Raw genomic sequence first — 20,086 nt, 5'->3', positions numbered from 1 at the left:
GTTATACTGCATTGCTTAAAATCAAAATCTCAATGAAGCATCTTTTAATCGTAAGTGTTAAATGGTTTTCTTAATCAATTTGTTTGAATGTACAAAAGCAATTAAAGCAAAAGTAATGTAAATGAGGGTGTATACAACAATTACTACAATAACCGGCATGAAGGAAATATTACCCATCAATTTCATAAATGCTATGGCGGCGAATACTGCATGTAATATAGCAATCAATAATGGTAAACCGAAGTTGAAAGTAATTTTTAATAATAATCCCTTAAGCATATCTGTATGCGTAAAGCCTATGCGTTTTAATATTCTGAAGTTACTTAGTTCATCCTCAGTTTCATCCATTTGTTTAATATAAATAATACATCCAGCTGCTACTAAAAATGCTAATCCTAAAAATGATGTAACAAATATTAGAATACCGTTAGTAGCATCGACCTCTTTTTTCATTTCATCATACGTGATGACTTTGTCTCCAAACTGTTTTGCAATTGCTTGAGCTTTTTCCTTTTGTGATGTTTGTTTAATATCATATCCATAAAAAGTATGAACGTTATTTTGTGTTTTCAACTGCTGATACTTTTCAGGACTTACTTCGATGACAGGTGAGTTGAAGCTTAGATTTAAAGGATAAACCTTGTCTTTGTCTTCTTGTGTAACACGGAAAGTCTCATTCTTTGTACCTTTTACTACTAAATCTTTGTTTAAATGAATATTAATCACGTTAGGCAGCGATTTTGTATTTGTAATGATGGCATTGTTGCCTGTTAACTTGTTATTTGCACTTAAAATAGAATTCGTGCGACCTGAATCACTACCATTTTCCAAAGTAATAACCTGATCTTTAACATTATCTACAGTAATAGTTTCGTAAGCATTTTTAGAAAATGTAATTTGTTGTTGGCTTAGTTTAGTTTCAAATTGTTTAGCATCTTGAGTAGCGACCACGTTAAATTCATTTGGTGCCATAGATGTAAGGGTTTGATCTGTATTTGATTTAGATAATGCCGCAAAACACAATACAGTTACTGTAACTGCAGAAATAATTGCAATGATAGTTAAAGACATCGCATTTTTCTTCATTCTGTACATAATAGACGATGTGAATACAACATCGGTAATAGATACGCGTCCATTTTTTGATTTTTTCAATGTTTTAAAAATAAGTGACACGGAACTTCTGAAGAATAAATAGGCGCCTACAACCGTTAAAAATAAAATGATAAACGGTGATGTCATAGCCATAGTTAGTGCTTTGAACGTACCAAACATTTCTGTCGCCATATAATAGCCTAGTGCAATCATAGCAATACCTAATACGCCTGAAATAACCTCTGCAGTCGTTACTTTAGCAGTTGTGGCATCAGTTTTAATTGAATCTTTCATCATTGATAAGATACTACGTCTTTTTAGAAATAAAGCACTTTGAAATAAAATCAGTACATACGCAATAATTAGCATGAAAATAGTTAAAACAAGGGCCATAGGTTCGAAATGTATCGATAAGTTAATCGATAACGACATCAATTTAGATACTATGGAAAGCAATAATTGTGCACCTGCAATGCCACATAATACACCGACAACACCTGTGATTAAAAATACAATCATTTGTTCAAGTGCTAACATTTTCAAAATGTTTTGTCGTGTTAAACCAATCAACTGAAATAGCGCAAATTCACGTGTACGGCGTTTCACGAATAAATGATTGGCATACATTAAAAAGATGACAATAATGATAAATAAAAATATTGATCCGACTAAAGCACCTTTCTTAATGATGGCCATCGAGTCGTCATTATTTACACCTTTAGTAAACTGTAAGGTTGTAAAACTGAAATATAAGACGATGCTAAAAAATAATGAAAATAAATACATTGCATAATGTTTTAAGTTTTGTCGTAAGTTTTTGAAAACGATATGGTTAAATGTCATTTGAGACACCACCTAATACTGATTGAAGATGTACAATGTCTTCATAAAAGGCCTGTTTAGAACGTCCTTCCTGATAAAGTTGTGTATGAATTTGGCCATCTTTTAGCATGATGACACGTTCTGCAAAACTTGCTGCAACCGGATCATGTGTAACCATGACAATAGTTGTATCAAACGATTTATTCATTTCTTCCAAACGTTGTAATAAGTCATTTGCACTTTTCGAGTCGAGTGCGCCTGTTGGCTCATCTGCAAATATGATTTGTGGTTTGTGAACAAATGCTCTCGCTGCTGCAGTTCTTTGTTGTTGACCACCAGATAATTCGCTAGGGTATTTATTTCCTAGGTCATAAATACCTAATGCTGTCGTGATCGCTTTGTAATTTTCTTCCATTGTTGCCTTCGACATTTTTTGAACAGATAAAGGTAACATAATGTTTTCTTTAACAGTTAATGTCGGCAGAATACTGTAATCTTGGAAGATGAAACCTAATGATTCTTTACGGAATTTGGCAAGTGCTTTTTGATTAAGTTTATTAAGCTCTTGTCCGTTAGCAATCACGCTACCGCTAGAAATTTGGTCAATTGAACTTAGTACATTTAATAAGGTTGTCTTACCTGATCCAGAAGGCCCCATAATCGCAACGAATTCGCCTTTTTGTATGTCAAAGTTAATATCTTTAAGTGCTTGAAATGTGTGCTTTTTACCGTATGTTTTTGAAACATGTTGCACTGATAATATTGTCATAGTCTCACTCCTTTTGTATTTAATTTCATTTTAAATAATGTTTGGAGTAGTAGCCTTTATCTAAACTTACAATTCAATGTTTGAACCTTACAGAGTTGAAAGCTATCGCTACTTAGTAGATTTTTGAGTGAGGATACAGATTCATCGTACATATTAGACAAAAGCAATGGTGCTTTCTAAGTGATGATGTTTGTGTAAATTGAGAAAAGGGAATTTAATTATTGTATAATAAATTTTTTGTAAAAATTAAAAGAGGGCTTTATTTGAAAGGAATTGATTGTTATGGAAAAAGGAAATCAAGGTATTAAATGGTCTAGTTTAATAATGGGTGTATTATTATTAATGTTGGCAGTCGTTATTTTTACATTTCCAATTGAAAATTTTTATGCTATTACCTGGTTGATTGGACTGTTTGTATTAATTAACGGTGTGATTCAAATCATTTACCGTAGAAAAGCAAAAGCTTTAGTAGGTGGTAACCAAAATTGGATTCTGTTTATGGGGATTGTAGATATTCTCTTTGGTCTTATTGTCATTTTTAATGTTGGCGCTAGCTCGGCATTTTTTATCTACATGTTTGCATTCTGGTTCATTTTTAGTTCTATTGCAGGATTATTTACGTTTACGGGTAGTGGTAGCTTAAAACTAATTTCAGTGATTTTTAATTTATTAGGTATTGTTTTCGGTGTCATTTTATTATTTAATCCATTAATGGGTATCGTCTTTATTTCGACGATGATTGCTATTGCATTTGTATTCGTAGGTGTCATTTATGTTGTAGATGCACTTGCTTAAGTAAAATGAAGCGGTTCAAAAGAAGGGTGTGACATGAAGTTTGTGTCATATCCTTTTTGTTGTGTTTATGAAGCATAAAAAAGGGGCGCTACCTACAATAAGTAAGATACGCCCATATTTTTATATTTTACTATTATTGTTTTTCAATACGATTAATAGTTACATTTAGTCCAAAATATTTTTCTAAAAAATGTTTATAGTTATCTTTAGTGACATCAAATTTTTCTGAGCTACCATTCCTTGTTAAAGTTAAATGATTTTCAGACATTGTAGCACGGCCAAATGATTGTGGCATTGTAATTAATAAATGCTGTACAAATATTGAATCTGGATGCGTTTGATTATATTCGATGTTGCTATTAAAATCTTCTATTTGTTTAGGTTTGAATTCAGCTTCATATTTTGTATGCCAATGATCATTTTCGAATTTTTGAACATAGAAAATATCCTTGTCTTCGTTGTTAAAAATAGCGCGGAATGTACCACTGATATCAGTAATTGGTTGTGTATGCTCAGATGAAGTAATAGGAATGGCATGTAGAGGTAAGTCTCCAAAGCCAACATCAGTTACATAGAATACATCATTTATAGAAACAACAAGTGAAGCATGTGAACCGTTCAGACTACGACCGCCACCGGGTGTGTGAATAGTAGCTGACATTAATTCAGGATTAAATCCTTTTTGTTGTAAATAGGCTTTGAAAAATGTATTTAACTCATAACAAAAACCACCACGTTTATCATGAACAATTTTATTAAAAAGTGCATCGATATTTATAGATATCGGCTTACTATTTTGAACATCAATATTTTCAAAAGGTACAGTTAACATAAAACGTGTTGCATAATAATTTAATGCTTCAATACTCGGTCGATTATAACGAGATGAATCAATTTGTAAATAATTCTCTAACTTCGCAATATTCATAAGCATAGCGCCTCCTGTATTAAAGATTATAATTAAATTTTAAACAGAAATACTGAAATTTTAAATTCGAAAGCATTGAATTTTGGATAAATACATTTTAAATAGAAAAATACGCTCTCAAAATGAAGTCATCTCTAAAAGAAACGATTTAAAGATGACTACTGAGAGCGTAGCATAATGGAAGAAGTGTGCAGGGTGTCTAAAAATGCAACAATACAAAGGTAGTTGCAAGACAAGTTACTTTATTTAGACCATTTGTGTTCTATGCGACCAAACTTCCAAATTAAACTTGAAATAAGCCAAGTAATTAAAAATAATGCAACTAAAATATAGCCTAAATAATCAAATTCGATCGAACCAATGAATGCCCAAAACGCACCATGTAAATCTAGCTTATCAGCAAGAATTTGTAGCAATTCAATCATCCCAATCACTAATGCTGCCATGACTGATATCGCAGTAATCGTTATATTGTAATAGATTTTGCGAATAGGATTGAAGAATGCCCAATTATAGGCATACTTCATTACAACACCATCTAATGTATCCAATAAACTCATACCTGATGCGAATAAAATTGGTAAAGATAAGATTCCGATAAATGAAATGGCTTGTTGTGATGCGCCTGAAGAAAGAGCGAGTAACGCAATTTCACTAGCTGTATCAAAACCAAGTCCAAATAAAAAGCCAAGTGGCAATACGTGCCAACTACGCGTGATTAACTTGAAATAAGGTCCTACAAATCGAGAAACAAATCCTCTAGATTCAAGTAATACATCGACTTCAGCTTCTTCAATGTGTTCACGACGTAATTTAGCGAACAAGTTAATTAAAGAGATTAAAATAATTAGATTCAACACACCGATAAGCACTAAAAAGAAACCTGAAACTAGTGTACCAATCGTTCCACCAATATCTTGGAAATGTGGTAATTCATCTTTAGCCCATTTTACAGACACCCCTAAAAAAACAGCCATTAAAAATACAACAGATGAATGTCCAATTGAAAAGTAGAAACCAACACCAGATGGATCTTTGCGTTGCTGTAATAATTTGCGAACCGTATTATCTATTGCAGCAATGTGATCTGCATCAAATGCATGACGTAAACCTAATGTATATGCAAGAATCCCCATACCAAATAAGATATGATGGTCTTTTCCAGCAATCCATAAAAAACTAAACCCAATAACGTGTAACAAAATGACAATAGCTATGTATGGTAACCAGCTTAAGCGCTCATTTTTAAAAACAGTCAAAATATATCCTTCTTTCATAACATGATATTTAATCATACTGTATGTTCAATGGGCACTCTAGTAATAAGTGTTCATATAACAAAAATGTTATGCCAAATTATTTGTTATATAAAAATATACATGTAACCGCAAAAGATTTTTTTGCGATATATATATAATTTGATAAATTAATCAACAACAATGTAAGATGTCACTTTGCTTAACTTGGCATCCTTTTTATGATTTTCAAATTCAAAAAAATGAGCAAAATGAATCTCTTTACCAGTTTTTAATATTTCAATACCATGCATGGAACCTAAGCACCCATGTGTGATGCTGGAATGGATATTGAGACTAGCAACCTGATTGTAATAGTTAGATAGTTCTTGAATTAAAATTTGAGGTCCATAAATGTCAAAGTGTCCAGGCACAGACCAAATAAATTCTGTTGTAACCAGTGAACGTAATAATTCAATATCTAATGCTGCTGTAGCAACTATAAAATCTATCATTTGTTGACGTTTAGGCGCATGATTGCATGACACATCTCCTGTTAACTTAAAAGGTAATGATGACTGAACTTCCGTTTTAAAATGTAGTTGGTGCTGAAATAAAGCTTGTTCCAATATTGATATAGCTTTAGGACCAACGCCATGCATCTCCATTAGAGATGACTTCGTATATTGTGATACTGCTTCTAATGTGTATATACCTTGTGAATTTAGCGCGCGTGTTGCAGGCTTTCCAATTTTAGGTAAAGTCATTTGTATCCATCCTTTATGTTGTATGGTAGTCTTTCTGGCAATATACCCTGATTTGTACAGAATTATTTATAAAATTAATATTGTTTAGTGGTTGGTGAATAAATGTGGGAAATATAAACAAAATGATATCTTTATCGAAATATTATTAGTAAAATCGTTATATTAGCATAACCAAGTGAGCGTAACATGTTAAAAATTTGGGAGAGTAAGGAGGTATGTAAGTGAATACAGAATATAAAAAAGGTATATTTTTAGCACTTAGTGCATACATTCTGTGGGGCATACTACCTATATATTGGCAGTTCGTTGATGCAATAGGCGCATTTGAAATTTTAGCCTTTCGTATTATATTTTCAGCAATATTCATGATTTTCATACTCGCGGTTGGACAAAAACAACGCAATGCATTTCAACGAGATATGAATCAATTGTTAGGCAAGCCCATTCAGCTATTAGCAATTGTTGTAGCAGGCTATGTCATTACATTAAATTGGGGTACATTTATTTGGGCTGTAACGAACGGTCACGTCCTACAAACAAGTTTAGGTTATTATATAAATCCACTTGTTAGCATTTTGCTCGCACTTATCTTTTTAAAAGAAAGATTCAATAAATTTGAATGGCTAGCCATTTTATTCGCATTCATCGGTGTATTATATATGACGCTCAAGATTGGAGAATTCCCAATCGTTTCTATTATATTAGCGTTATCCTTTGGTACATACGGATTATTGAAAAAAGTAGTACATATTGATGCCATCAGCAGTATTACGATTGAATGTATTGTTACCGCACCTGCTGGACTAATATACGTTATTTATTTATGGCAGCAACATCAGATGTCATTTGGATTGAACATGTCATCATTTTGGTTGTTATTTTCTGGTGCTATTACGGCAATACCACTAATCCTATTCTCAGCCGGGGCAAAACGTATTCCACTTTCGTTAATAGGATTTATTCAATACGTTGGACCAACAATAATGTTTGTACTCGGCATATTTGTTTTCAAAGAGCCTTTTAGTATAGATCAATTAATTACGTTTATATTTATTTGGACAGGTATTGTGTTATATAGTCTTTCTCAATACATTAAATTGAAGAAACATCCGGTCGCAAAAACCCTATAAAATACGAGGAAAGATAATTATACGTGTTTTCAATATCCTTTGTGTCATGATAAGGTGAGACTGAGGTATGTGTGCAGTAACAGTGACAGACGTATAAATTTGAAACATTAAATATGAAATAAGGCACTTTCGTTGAATTCGCAATTAAAATGAATTTAAACGAAGGTGTTTTTTATTTCATGATTTATGATGGCATACGTAATGTTGATCAATGAAACGGAATAGTATAGAAATGTATTTTATGTGATGTTACGTAATGACTTAAATCTTTATACAAATTTTCAGTGAAGCACGCAATGATTTAAAGGATAAACGGGGAGTCTTGATTTAGCAAAGGTTGATTTTAAATACAAATTAAAAAGCGCCCAAATCAATGAGATTCGAGCGCTAATTTAAATATTTTAAAATATACCAATTACTTTCATCCAAAGTGATCCTAAACCAATCCAGATAATAAAGTAGACGAAACCTAATATTAAGTTCATTGTCCACCAACGTTTTTGAGTCACGTAACCTGAAGAGAATAGAATCGGCGCTGGACCACTACTATAGTGTGTTGTTGAAGCTAATAGGTTACCGAAGAAACCTAACATTAATGCACTGAATAATGGTGGTGCACCGGCTGCGATGGCAACGCCTAGTAATGCTGCATACATCGCACTGATATGTGCTGTAGAACTTGCAAATAAGTAATGTGAATAGAAGTAGAACAATATTAAAATGACCAGTACTATAGGCCAGCTTAAGCCATCAAGACTTGTAGCAATGGATTTACTTAACCAAGGAATAAATCCAAGCTTGTTTAATTGGTCGGCCATTAACACTAATACTGAGAACCATACTAATGTGTTCCAAGCACCTGTTTCGTTTAAAATGTCTTGCCATGTTAAGACACCTGTCAATAATAACAATGCTAGCGCAATAAAGGCCGTTAAAGTTGCATCAATATGAATGAAACTTCCGACAATCCATAATGTTAGAGCAATGACAAAAATACCAATCATAAATTTTTCAGCTAAAGCGATTTTACCCATAGTCGCTAATTCATTTTCAGCCCAACTCTTAGCATTTGGTGTTTCTTTAACAGTTGGTGGATAAATTTTATAAATAATAAAAGGTACAACAATTAAGGAAACAAGTCCAGGAACTAAAGCAGCTAGGAACCAATTCATCCATGTAATGTGAACATTAGATGTGCTAGATGCTAAATTTTGTGCAAGGGGGTTACCGGCCATTGCAGTTAAAAACATAGCCGCAGTAATTAAATTACCTTGGAATTCTGTGAAAACAAGAAATGCACCCATTTTGCGTGCTGATTCGTCTTTCGGTTTCGAACCAAATGATTCAGAAAGTGATTTGATAATTGGGAACATGATTCCACCAGCACGCGCGGTGTTACTTGGTGTAGCAGGTGCTAGAATTAAATCTACACCGACGATAGAATATGCTAAGCCTAATGTTTTTTTACCAAATAATTTGACGAAATGAAGTGCGATACGTCTACCAAGACCTGTTTTCACAAATCCTCTCGAAATGAAAAATGCCATAGCAATTAACCAAATGCTATTATTACCAAAACCAGCGACAGCCGTTTTCATGTCAACAATGCCAACGAGTACCATGATTGTAAATCCAATTATAGAGACGGCCCCAATTGGCATCGGTTGTGTAATACAAGCAATGATTGTCGCGACGAATATTGCGAACATATACCATGCTGTTGGATCCACAGCATCCGGTTTAAAAGGTGTAAGTGCCCAAATAAGGAGACCTACAACGATAGGGAGTATAAACTTACGATATTTAACCGTGTTTTCCATGTTAAAACGTCCTTCTTTCTATGTTTTATACATATTTCAATTTAAGAATAAAGCTAACTACAAAAGATGTACAGTAATAATTAAATATAAAATTAAATTAACGAAATCATTAATATAATTATTTTTCGAGAATCGGTGAAGAACTGGTATAGATGGTATTTATTAAATTCAAAAAAGTGACCTTTTAAACAAATAAAAAACCCGTTAACGTGTTGTTAACGGTTAATAAGCACATATTTATTTTAAATTTTTTAATATACGAGACATCTCTTCAATTTTACCAGCATGAAGTGGGATGTGAATGGCATTTAATACTAATAACTCTTCTAAGTTATTACAACCAACAATTGGTTGTTTCAATTCAATTGCTAAATCATCTTCAGTTAGTTTTCGTGCACGTTCAGGTAATGTTTGAAGACCTTCTAAAATCGTTCCAATACTCGGTACTTCGCCCTTCCATTCATCTGGAGACGAACCATTTCCGAATAAAGGTCTATATATATTTAAATCAATATTCTCTTTACCAGTAACAGCTAAGGCTGATTCAAAAATTGTTAATACATGCCCAAATTGCCAATGAATGGTATTAGAAAAAGGCTTATGATAATCATCAAGTATCTTTTCAACTTTCCAAGTATCATACACATTTACTAAATATCCTAAACCCATATCAATGACATCAAATACCGTTTTTGTAGTCATTATTAATTCCTCCCCCCATAAATAAAACATACTTCCGTAAGTATTACCCTATTAACAAAGTTGTTAGTCATTTAAGGAATGTATTTTGTTGTTACTCTTATAACTATTCCGTTGTGCCTAGAGCTATACGTAAATCCTCATCATTAGAAATAGCTTCAATGGCTGCAGTCAAACCTGCAACTATCTTTTCTAATGGTATAGATGGTGTATCGGGTTTACCACCAATCTGCTCTGGTATGTATGGCACATGAATAAATCCGAATCGTAGGTGAGGGTAATGCTTATCTTGTAAATAACCTAAGTGATAAAGCACGTGATTACATACATACGTACCTGCGCTATTTGAAAGTGCTCCAGGAAGTCCTTGATTAATAATACTTTGAGTCATTGCTTTAACTGGTAAATTTGAAAAATAAGCTGGCGCACCGTCTAAGTGAATGGCTTGATCAATAGGTTGAAAATCATCATTATCTGGAATACGTGCATCATCAATATTAATGGCGACACGTTCTGGGGTAATGGCATTTCTACCACCAGCTTGTCCTATAGCTAGTACAACATCATAGTGATTAGATGCCAACGTTTTATTTATAATATTATCTACTTTCTTAAAAGAGGTTGGTAGTTTTAATTTATCGATTGTATGTGTGCCAATAATATCTTCTAGTTGAGTCACAGCTTCCCATGAGGGATTAATATTTTGATTGTCAAAAGGCGCAAACCCTGTTACTAAAATGTGCATTTTAAGACACCCCGCAGTATTAAAATTTAATTTAGTATAACACGCGCATAATTAAAAACATATCAGGTTATGTATGCGCATAAAAAACAGCCTTGAAAAACCTTTATAAATCGGATTTTCAAAGCGTGTTTTGAAAGGTATTTAATTAAAACTAAGCATGTTGATGTAAATCATCAAAGTTTGTTAAACGTTGTTGCCACTCATTATCACTAATATTATTTGCTTGAACATAACGATTACGCTCATGTTTAGCACATTCATAAGAGCATGCACCTAAATATTTAGTTTCGTTTTCTTCAGAAACTAATATTTGTTTATTACATTCTGGGTTAGCGCAATTAATATAACGTTCACATGGTTTGCCATCAAACCAATCCTTACCAATAATTGTTTTTTCAACTTGGTTGATATCAACACTGATACGGTCATCAAATACGTACATTTTACCGTCCCAATATTCACCTTTTGTTTCAGGATCTTTACCATATGTAGCAATACCGCCATGAAGTTGAGCTACATCTTCGAAACCTTCTTTTAAAAGCCATCCAGAAAATTTTTCACATCGAATGCCACCAGTACAGTACGTAACCACTTTTTTATCTGCAAATAACGCTTTATTCTCTTTAATCCAGTCAGGCAAATCTCTAAAGCGCGTGATATTTGGACGAATTGCACCTCGGAAATGACCTAAATCAAATTCATAATCATTACGTGCATCAATAATGACTGTGTCATCATCTTCAAGAGCTTTTCTAAATTCTACAGGTGATAAATATTGGCCAGTTGTGTGTCTTGGATCGACGTCATCTTCTAAATCTAAAGCAACGATTTCTTTTCGAGGACGTACATGCATTTTCTTAAAAGCATGTCCTTCAGTTTCATCAATTTTAAACACCATATCTTTGAATCGTTCATCGGCATGCATATGTGCCATATATTGTTCGGTTTCTTCTTTTGTACCAGATAATGTGCCGTTAATACCTTCTGTAGAAACAAGAATTCTACCTTTTAAATGGTGTGCTTTGCAAAACGCTAAGTGATCCTGAGCAAACTGTTCAGGGTCATCAATCGTCGTATATTTATAATATAAAAGAACTTGATAGTTCATAGGTTAATCTCCTTCTATAAACATGTTATAAGCATGTTAATTTTTAAAATAAAGCGTCAATACGCATATTTATCTACGTCCATCATTTTAACAGAGTTGTATTGTCATTCAATATTTCTAGCTTGAAATCAGCCACTAGACCGATAAAATAGATAGATGAAACCGTTATCATTTTATTTGATAGTTATCTTGTTTAAAATAAAATTGATAGTTAAAACGAATGAAATGAAAGGAATGATCATGATGTCACAACAAGATTTACCTACATTATTTTATAGCGGGAAGTCCAATAGTGCTGTTCCAATTATATCTGAAAGTGAATTACAAACAATTACAGCTGAACCATGGCTTGAAATTTCCAAAAAAGGATTGCAGCTAGAAGGATTGAACTTTGATCGGCAGGGACAACTCTTTTTATTGGATGTATTCGAAGGCAATATTTTCAAAATCAATCCTGAAACGAAGGAAATCAAACGACCTTTTGTAAGCCATAAAGCGAATCCTGCAGCAATCAAAATACATAAAGATGGCCGATTATTCGTTTGTTATTTAGGAGATTTTAAATCTACAGGAGGCATTTTTGCAGCTACAGAAAATGGTGACAACATACAAGATATTATTGAAGATTTTTCAACAACTTATTGTATTGATGACATGGTATTTGATTCTAAAGGTGGATTTTATTTTACAGATTTTAGAGGATACTCTACCAATCCACTAGGGGGCGTTTATTATGTTGCGCCGGACTTTAGAACAGTGACGCCTATCATTCAAAATATTAGCGTAGCAAATGGTATTGCTTTAAGTACAGATGAAAAAGTACTATGGGTAACAGAAACTACAGCCAATCGATTACATCGCATTGCACTTGAAGATGATGGTGTGACGATACAACCATTTGGAGCTACTATACCGTACTATTTTACAGGTCATGAAGGACCAGACTCATGTTGTATTGATAGTGACGATAATTTATACGTAGCAATGTATGGTCAAGGTCGAGTGTTAGTTTTTAATAAAAGGGGTTATCCAATAGGACAAATATTGATACCAGGCCGAGATGAAGGGCATATGTTACGTTCTACTCATCCGCAATTTATACCTGGAACAAATCAACTCATCATTTGTTCCAATGATATAGAAATGGGCGGAGGATCTATGCTTTATACAGTTAATGGCTTTGCAAAAGGTCATCAAAGTTTTCAGTTTCAATAAGACCTACCTGAATGAAAGGCGTCTTAAATTAGGGTGAACAGTTAGTGCTTGTTACACATGAGTTAAACGAAAAATGCCAACTATACCTAGGGATGATATAGTTGGCATTTCGTATATATATTAAAATAATGAGGATTGTGTAATGAGATTATTCTGAGATTGAGAATTCAGCTGATGCTTCGAATTTCACATCTTTGCCTAGCATTACGCCACCAGTTTCAAGTGCTTGGTTAAAGTTAATGCCGTAGTTTTCTCTATTGATTGTACCAGTAACAATAACACCTGTTACTTGAGAACCATCCATTGGATTTTTACTTACTCCGTTGAATTCAACATCGAATGTTTCTTCGTTAGTGATGCCTTTAATTGTTAAATCACCAACAACTTTGCTTTCAGATACTGATTTTGTCACAAATGTAATTTTATCAAATTCGTCAGTACCAAAGAAATCACCAGATTTTAAGTGGTTATCACGTGCTTCGTTTTTAGTGTTAATTGAGCTTGGAATAATTGTTGCAGTAGCTTTCAAAGTACTGAAGTCATTAATATCTCCTTCAACAGCTACATCAAATTGATCAAATGAACCTTTCACTTTAGAAACCATTAAATGTTTAATTTGGAATTCTAAACTACTGTGTGCACCATCAAAAGTAAAGTTAGTCATAATATAAAACCTCCATATTTTTATCTCTTAGATATATTTTTTATACTTGATATACATACAATACCACCTAAAAAACAAAGATGCAAGCATTTTATTTCGAATTCGAATATTTTCTGTGATGTATTTAAAGAATGACCTATAAAACACCACACTATTGTTATACCCTAGTCAATTAATTCAAACATAAAGAAGTGATTACAAGTCCGTGAAATTTAGTTAATGAGATAAATCTGACTATTATTATCATTTTTATAGTCACTACTATTGACTTTGCATCAAGTGACTCGTACTATTTTAATATAATTCTGAAAATTCAAAATACAGAACATTAAATATGTAGATAATATTTTTTTGAAGTTTTAAAAAAAGGAGGCATTTTATGGGAAATTATTTGGTATTGCAATCAGATTTTGGACTTAGTGATGGCGCTGTAAGTGCAATGTATGGAGTTGCATATACTGTAAGTGATGATATACGTGTTGAAAACTTAACGCATGATATACCACCGTATGACATTTGGGTAGCGTCATATCGTTTATATCAAACTGTAAAATACTGGCCTAAAGGCACAGTTTTTGTATCAGTGGTAGACCCGGGTGTAGGTAGTGATAGGCGGAGCATTGCTTGCTTAACATATTCAGGTCATTACATTATTACACCTGATAATGGTTCTTTAAGTCATATTAAACATTACGAAGGTATTAAAAAAGTTATCGAAATTGATGAAGTGAAAAGCCGATTGCCTCATTCGGAAGAAAGTCATACTTTTCATGGTAGAGATGTTTATGCATACAATGGTGCGAGATTAGCTGCAAATAAGATAGCGTTTGAACGTCTCGGTCAGGCAATTAATGTTGATAGTATTGAGGCATTAGAAATAAGAGAAGCGACAAAAAATGAGGATTCTGTTACAGGAAGCATTGATATTTTAGATATCAGATTTGGGTCATTATGGACAAATATTCCATTGGCATTCTTAAAATCCTTGGAAATTGTTCATGGTAATAATTTGGTGGTAACAATTTATCATCAAGATAAGAAAGTCTATCAAAATATTATTAAATTTGCGCGATCGTTTGCAGATGTTAATGTGGGTGAACCTCTTGTGTATGTTAACTCGCTAGTAAATATTGGTGTAGCGGTCAATCAAGACTCATTTTCAGATTTATATCATATTGGTACTGGAAATGATTGGACGATTCATTTATCTAAAGCACCATCAATTTAATGAATTTTTTATGTAAGGAGTAATGAAGATGAAAAAACAAGATATTTCAGTTAAAACTGTTGTTGCGATTGGTATAGGAGCAGCGGTATTTGTGATTTTAGGGCGTTTTGTTGTAATACCAACAGGTTTTCCTAATACGAATATAGAAACATCTTATGCATTTTTAGCATTAATATCTGCAATATTTGGGCCTTTTGCTGGTTTAATGACTGGATTAGTTGGACACGCTATTAAAGATTTCACGACATACGGTAGTGCTTGGTGGAGTTGGGTTATTTGTTCAGGAATTATAGGCTGTTTATATGGATGGATTGGCCTAAAATTAAATCTTTCTTCAGGCCGATTTTCTAGGAAATCGATGATTTATTTTAATATCGGTCAAATTATTGCGAATATTATTTGCTGGGCACTTATTGCACCAACATTAGATATTTTGATTTATAACGAACCGGCTAACAAGGTTTATACACAAGGTGTTATCTCTGCAGTATTAAATATTATTTCAGTTGGCATTATTGGGACAATATTATTAAAAGCATATGCTTCATCTCAAATAAAAAAAGGTAGTTTACGTAAAGAATAATCATTTTGTTGAATCAGATATGTAAATGAATGTAGAAAGGTAATGATATATCATGACTGAACCAATTATCTCGTTCAAAGACTTTAGTTTTCAATATCATAGTCAAGCAACACCTACATTACAGAATATAAATGTTGATATTTATCCAGGAGAAAAAGTGCTAGTAGTTGGTGCTTCAGGTAGTGGTAAATCGACTTTTGCAAATTGCATAAACGGATTAATTCCATTTAAAACTAAAGGTAACATAACCGGGGAACTATATATAAATAATCAAGATGCAACCGTTAGTTGTTTACATGATAGATCTAATGTTGTTGGTACAGTTTTACAAGATACAGATGGACAGTTCATAGGCTTAACAGCAGCTGAAGATATGGCCTTTTTATTAGAAAATAATTGTGTTGAACAAGATGATATGAAGAAAAATGTAAGTTATTGGGCTGAAAAAGTTGGCATGATAGAACATTTAAATCACCGACCGCAAGATTTATCTGGAGGTCAAAAACAACGCGTTTCATTAGGTGGTATATTAATCCATCGTACGCCTATTTTAATATTGGATGAGCCACTGGCCAATTTAGATCCTGCGACAGGACATGAAACGCTGAGATTGTTAAACAATATTCATGAAGAAACAAAGTCAACGATGATTATTGTCGAACATCGATTAGAAGAATCATTAGATGATACGTTTGATAGAGTTCTTCTTTTTAAAGATGGAAAAATCATCGCTAATACAACGCCTAGTGATTTGCTAAAATCATCTAAGCTTAAAGAAGCAGGCATACGTGAACCATTATACTGTACAGCGCTTAAATATGCAGAAGTAGATGTCGAATCCATTGATAACTTAGCGAATTTACGTGACGTTTGTATGAGTGAACATGTTAAATTTAAAGTGAAAAAATGGATAGATGAAACATCTGCAAATAATGATAATAAGTACAAATCTGAACCGCTATTAGAATTAAATGAGGTATGTGTTCAATATAGTGACTATAGTAATAGTGTACTTAATAATGTTCAATTAAATGTTTATAGAAGAGAAATGCTTAGTATAGTTGGTCACAATGGTGCCGGCAAATCAACACTTGCTAAAGCAATTTGTGGATTTTTAGATATAACAGGTAATATCCAATTTTGTAATAGGGGATTTAATCAATTGTCAATTAGCGAACGATCTGAATTCGTAGGTTATGTGATGCAAAATCCAAATCATATGATTTCTGAAAAAATGATTTACGATGAAGTAGCATTAGGGTTAAGAGCACGAGGTATGAAAGAATCAGATATAAAGATACGAGTAGAGAATGTGCTCAAAATATGCGGACTTTATGCATTTCGGAATTGGCCAATTGTAGCTTTAAGCTATGGTCAAAAAAAGAGGGTCACTATAGCATCTGTTTTAGTCTTAAATCCGGAAATAATCATATTGGATGAACCGACTGCTGGTCAAGATTTCTATCATTATAATGAGATAATGTCATTTTTAATTGAGCTAAACAGACAGGGGAAGACGATTATTATGATTACGCATGATATGCATTTATTGTCTGAGTATAGTTCAAGAACAATTGTATTATCAAAAGGACAAGTCGTTGCTGATACCACGCCAGTATTGGTATTAAATGATAAAAAAATCTGTGAGATTGCATCATTGAGACAAACATCGCTATTTGAAATGGCCGAATATATAGGGATTAGCGAGCCACAGAAATTAGTACAATTATTTATTAACCATGATAGGAAGGTGAGACGCCAATGAATCAATATAATACTATAGGTTTTCACCCGGGAAATAGTCGTATTCATCAATTAAATGCGACTGTTAAACTTTTATTCTTATTAGTTGTTTCTATTTCTGCAATGGTGACTTATGACACAAGATATTTAATTTTAATTAGTGCTTCATCTATTTTATTGTTCAAATATGCTCATATTGAATGGAAACAAGTTCGCTTTGTTGTTAAATTCATTCTGTTTTTCACAATATTAAATATTATTGCCGTATACATATTTGACCCTGAATATGGTGTGAGGATTTATAATCAGCGTACAGAGTTAGTCAATGGTATTGGTCGATTTACGCTAACATCACAGGAATTATTCTATCTTTTTAATCTAATATTAAAATATATTAGCACAGTTCCTTTAGCGTTAATATTTTTATTCACAACGAATCCGAGTCATTTTGCTGCAAGTTTAAATCAGCTAGGTGTGAATTATAAAATCAGTTACGCAGTCTCACTAGCATTAAGGTATATTCCAGATATTCAAGAAACATATTTTAATATTTCACAAGCGCAACAAGCAAGAGGATATGATAATTCGAAAAAGGCGAAATTTACTAGCCGTGTTAAAGGTATCAAACGCATTGTGTTACCTTTAATATTTTCTAGTATCGAAAGAATTGACACTATTAGTACTGCTATGGAGTTAAGACAATTCGGACAGTATAAAAGGAGAACCTGGTACGTCAAAAAACAATTAAAAAAAGATGATTATGTTGTTTTGTGTTTGACGTTAATACTTCTGATGTTAGTAGTTACATTATTCTTTTTAAATAATAGTCGATATTTCAACCCGTGGTATTAGCATTCATATAAATAGTCTTTAAATAGAAATAGGAGGGAGACATTTAATGATAAATACTGAAAGATTAAATTTAATGATTCCAAGTTCCTCGCATTTAATTGAACTTTATAATATTTGTAGTCATCCACAAGCAAATATATACACTCCCAAAGGTTTACATAATTCCAAATTAGACACACAACGGTGGATTGAAAAATGGCGAAACCATTGGCAACAATATCAATTTGGTTACTTTGTATTGGTAAAAAAAATAGATTGTAGTGTTATTGATATTTGTGGATATGAATATCGACAATTAAAGCAAGAAACAGTATTAAATTTATTTTATAAATTACATCCAAGTTTTGAAGGACAAGGGTACGCATGTGAGGCTATTACAGCAATCACAAATTTTGTGAATTATATCGATCAAGAAACAGTAAAAGTTATCAGGACAAATAAGTGTAACCAACGTTCAATAAATTTAGCAGAAAGGCTTAAATTCAAGCGAGACAAAGCTATGGACGACATTATCAATCAAGGAGATATTGTGTTTTATAAATAAAATACTATGACATTATCTAAAAAATAAAATTAAAATCCCAACAGTTTCTTAAAAAGTTATGAGCCACATAATAAAAATGTTATAATTGTGCATAATAAAACATAGGGAGAATGTTTAATGCATAAAAAATATTTATTGCTATTTTTTCTGTTATTATCAGTTGCATTGTTATATAGCTGTTCCAAGCAAAATGAGAAAGCTCAAAATAAATCTGTTAATCCAAATGAGTATGCAAAGCATAAATCGAAAATGGATGAACATTGGGAAACATATCACGGCCAAGTTTATCATGTGTTTTATCACCCATTAATTACAGACCCAAAAGTTGCGTTTACAGGAGATACACACCAAGCTAAGGGCAACAATGATTGGATGATTACTGTAAGTGAATTTAAAAAATCATTGAACGAATTATATAAAAATAATTACATCATCGTTAATCCACATGATGTATACGACTTATCATCTCATCATGTAAAAGCCAAAAAAATAAAATTGCCGAAAGGTAAAAAGCCACTAATCATCTCAATTGATGATATGAATTACTATAGTTACATGAGACACCATGGTTATGCTGACCGTTTAGTACTCGATAAAAATAAACATGTTGTATCTGAAACGACAGACTCAAAAGGCCATGCTACTTATTCTGATGACAATGATATCGTGCCAATTTTAAATAAATTTGTAAAAGAGCATCCAGATTTTTCTTTAAATGGTGAAAAAGGTGTTGTTGCTTTAACCGGTTATGAGGGCGTATTAGGTTATCGCACGAATGAATTAACGAGTAAAGATTATACAAAGAATAAAAAGGCAGCTGAGGAAGTTGTTCGCGCAATGAAACGGGATGGATGGTCATTTGCGAGTCATTCATATGGTCACATTAATTTTGAAAAAACATCTTTAGAAGGTATTAAACGTGATACTAAAAGATGGAAAGATGAAGTTGAACCAATTGTAGGTAAAACAGATATGTTTGTATTTCCACATGGCGCACAGGATAGACATACACAAGCGTATGATTATTTGGTAGATGAAGCAGAGTTTAAGTTTATTGCAGGTGTCGGTCCAAACAATTTTACAGATATATCAGCAACGAACGTTTACCAAGATAGGGTTGCGATTGATGGTCTAAACTTATTTGAATTTAAATATAAACTCAAACCGTTTTTTAATCCTGAAAATGTATATAGTAAACAAGATAGACGTTACTTTAAAGGGAATCAGGATTATGAAGAATAGTTAAATTTAATAAAAAGATAGAAAGAAAATAACTTTACATAATAAGGCAAGGACAATATGTGCAAGAAGTACAACTTCAATATAAAAATCTTGGTTAAGCAT

19 protein-coding genes are annotated in these 20,086 nt (G+C 32.7%); 9 read left to right on the top strand and 10 right to left on the bottom strand.

From position 1 onward, the window contains the following. Nucleotides 1-57: 57 nt before the first annotated feature. Together vraE and vraD are read right to left on the bottom strand one after the other, a co-directional pair. Complete coding sequence (gene vraE, locus IDG63_RS02160) at nucleotides 58-1,938, bottom strand: peptide resistance ABC transporter permease subunit VraE (protein ID WP_000143646.1); 1,881 nt, start codon at nucleotides 1,936-1,938, stop codon at nucleotides 58-60. After that, on the bottom strand, nucleotides 1,928-2,686 hold the full coding sequence (vraD, locus tag IDG63_RS02155; protein ID WP_000154162.1) for a peptide resistance ABC transporter ATP-binding subunit VraD: 759 nt from the start codon (nucleotides 2,684-2,686) through the stop codon (nucleotides 1,928-1,930). Before vraD ends, vraE begins: the two co-directional genes overlap by 11 nt. A gap of 282 nt (nucleotides 2,687-2,968) precedes the next feature. Between vraD and IDG63_RS02150 the strand changes: the two genes are divergently transcribed. Beyond that, a complete protein-coding gene (locus IDG63_RS02150; RefSeq protein WP_000410764.1) occupies nucleotides 2,969-3,481 on the top strand; it encodes an HdeD family acid-resistance protein in 513 nt (170 codons plus the stop codon). 133 nt (nucleotides 3,482-3,614) lie between these two features. Here the strand turns inward: IDG63_RS02150 and IDG63_RS02145 are convergent, their stop codons facing one another. The 3 genes from IDG63_RS02145 to IDG63_RS02135 all read right to left on the bottom strand — a co-directional run bounded on the left by IDG63_RS02145 (nucleotide 3,615) and on the right by IDG63_RS02135 (nucleotide 6,411). Next, a complete protein-coding gene (locus tag IDG63_RS02145) occupies nucleotides 3,615-4,409 on the bottom strand; it encodes an arylamine N-acetyltransferase family protein (protein ID WP_001017423.1) in 795 nt (264 codons plus the stop codon). A gap of 242 nt (nucleotides 4,410-4,651) precedes the next feature. Beyond that, nucleotides 4,652-5,668: a HoxN/HupN/NixA family nickel/cobalt transporter gene (locus IDG63_RS02140; RefSeq protein ID WP_000215643.1), complete on the bottom strand. Its 1,017-nt coding sequence runs from the start codon at nucleotides 5,666-5,668 to the stop codon at nucleotides 4,652-4,654. 167 nt (nucleotides 5,669-5,835) lie between these two features. Next, entirely contained in the window at nucleotides 5,836-6,411 is a 576-nt protein-coding gene (locus IDG63_RS02135; protein WP_000174575.1) for a helix-hairpin-helix domain-containing protein, read from the bottom strand. A gap of 221 nt (nucleotides 6,412-6,632) precedes the next feature. Here IDG63_RS02135 and rarD point away from each other — a divergent pair, with 221 nt between their 5' ends. Then, nucleotides 6,633-7,541 (top strand): EamA family transporter RarD, encoded by a 909-nt coding sequence (rarD, locus tag IDG63_RS02130; protein WP_001091172.1) that lies wholly within the window; start codon nucleotides 6,633-6,635, stop codon nucleotides 7,539-7,541. 401 nt (nucleotides 7,542-7,942) lie between these two features. On the opposite strand, the gene IDG63_RS02125 is transcribed toward rarD, so the two are convergent. From IDG63_RS02125 to trhO, 4 genes are all read right to left on the bottom strand, one after another. Then, complete coding sequence (locus IDG63_RS02125; RefSeq protein WP_000432341.1) at nucleotides 7,943-9,361, bottom strand: anion permease; 1,419 nt, start codon at nucleotides 9,359-9,361, stop codon at nucleotides 7,943-7,945. Between the two features lie 237 nt (nucleotides 9,362-9,598). Next, on the bottom strand, nucleotides 9,599-10,063 hold the full coding sequence (gene bstA / locus IDG63_RS02120; RefSeq protein ID WP_000208919.1) for a bacillithiol transferase BstA: 465 nt from the start codon (nucleotides 10,061-10,063) through the stop codon (nucleotides 9,599-9,601). Between the two features lie 103 nt (nucleotides 10,064-10,166). Continuing rightward, nucleotides 10,167-10,805, bottom strand: coding sequence for a pyroglutamyl-peptidase I (gene pcp, locus IDG63_RS02115; RefSeq protein ID WP_000547837.1), 639 nt, complete (start codon nucleotides 10,803-10,805; stop codon nucleotides 10,167-10,169). 151 nt (nucleotides 10,806-10,956) lie between these two features. Next, nucleotides 10,957-11,913 carry an oxygen-dependent tRNA uridine(34) hydroxylase TrhO gene (gene trhO / locus IDG63_RS02110; protein ID WP_001109296.1) on the bottom strand — a complete coding sequence of 319 codons (957 nt, stop codon included), beginning with the start codon at nucleotides 11,911-11,913 and terminating at the stop codon, nucleotides 10,957-10,959. 243 nt (nucleotides 11,914-12,156) lie between these two features. Here trhO and IDG63_RS02105 point away from each other — a divergent pair, with 243 nt between their 5' ends. Continuing rightward, complete coding sequence (locus IDG63_RS02105; RefSeq protein ID WP_000082558.1) at nucleotides 12,157-13,128, top strand: SMP-30/gluconolactonase/LRE family protein; 972 nt, start codon at nucleotides 12,157-12,159, stop codon at nucleotides 13,126-13,128. A gap of 148 nt (nucleotides 13,129-13,276) precedes the next feature. On the opposite strand, the gene IDG63_RS02100 is transcribed toward IDG63_RS02105, so the two are convergent. After that, nucleotides 13,277-13,792 (bottom strand): YceI family protein, encoded by a 516-nt coding sequence (locus tag IDG63_RS02100; RefSeq protein ID WP_000181131.1) that lies wholly within the window; start codon nucleotides 13,790-13,792, stop codon nucleotides 13,277-13,279. A 379-nt stretch (nucleotides 13,793-14,171) separates the two neighbouring features. Between IDG63_RS02100 and IDG63_RS02095 the strand changes: the two genes are divergently transcribed. The 6 genes from IDG63_RS02095 to IDG63_RS02070 all read left to right on the top strand — a co-directional run bounded on the left by IDG63_RS02095 (nucleotide 14,172) and on the right by IDG63_RS02070 (nucleotide 19,984). Beyond that, nucleotides 14,172-15,020: an SAM hydrolase/SAM-dependent halogenase family protein gene (locus tag IDG63_RS02095; RefSeq protein WP_000528922.1), complete on the top strand. Its 849-nt coding sequence runs from the start codon at nucleotides 14,172-14,174 to the stop codon at nucleotides 15,018-15,020. Between the two features lie 28 nt (nucleotides 15,021-15,048). After that, nucleotides 15,049-15,603, top strand: coding sequence for an ECF-type riboflavin transporter substrate-binding protein (locus IDG63_RS02090; RefSeq protein ID WP_000743714.1), 555 nt, complete (start codon nucleotides 15,049-15,051; stop codon nucleotides 15,601-15,603). A 52-nt stretch (nucleotides 15,604-15,655) separates the two neighbouring features. Further along, nucleotides 15,656-17,368 carry an ABC transporter ATP-binding protein gene (locus IDG63_RS02085; RefSeq protein ID WP_000138656.1) on the top strand — a complete coding sequence of 571 codons (1,713 nt, stop codon included), beginning with the start codon at nucleotides 15,656-15,658 and terminating at the stop codon, nucleotides 17,366-17,368. Beyond that, nucleotides 17,365-18,198, top strand: coding sequence for an energy-coupling factor transporter transmembrane component T family protein (locus IDG63_RS02080; RefSeq protein WP_001077825.1), 834 nt, complete (start codon nucleotides 17,365-17,367; stop codon nucleotides 18,196-18,198). The genes IDG63_RS02085 and IDG63_RS02080 overlap by 4 nt, the downstream gene beginning before the upstream one ends. 46 nt (nucleotides 18,199-18,244) lie before the next feature. Beyond that, a complete protein-coding gene (locus tag IDG63_RS02075) occupies nucleotides 18,245-18,742 on the top strand; it encodes a GNAT family N-acetyltransferase (RefSeq protein ID WP_000610976.1) in 498 nt (165 codons plus the stop codon). 117 nt (nucleotides 18,743-18,859) lie between these two features. Beyond that, nucleotides 18,860-19,984, top strand: a complete 1,125-nt coding sequence (locus IDG63_RS02070; RefSeq protein WP_000549230.1) for a polysaccharide deacetylase family protein — start codon at nucleotides 18,860-18,862, stop codon at nucleotides 19,982-19,984. The last annotated feature ends 102 nt before the right edge of the window (nucleotides 19,985-20,086 follow it).

The organism is Staphylococcus sp. EG-SA-14 (assembly GCF_017151935.1).
GTDB classification, from domain to species: Bacteria; Bacillota; Bacilli; order Staphylococcales; family Staphylococcaceae; genus Staphylococcus; species Staphylococcus aureus.
This window is presented reverse-complemented; position numbering and strand designations above follow the sequence as displayed.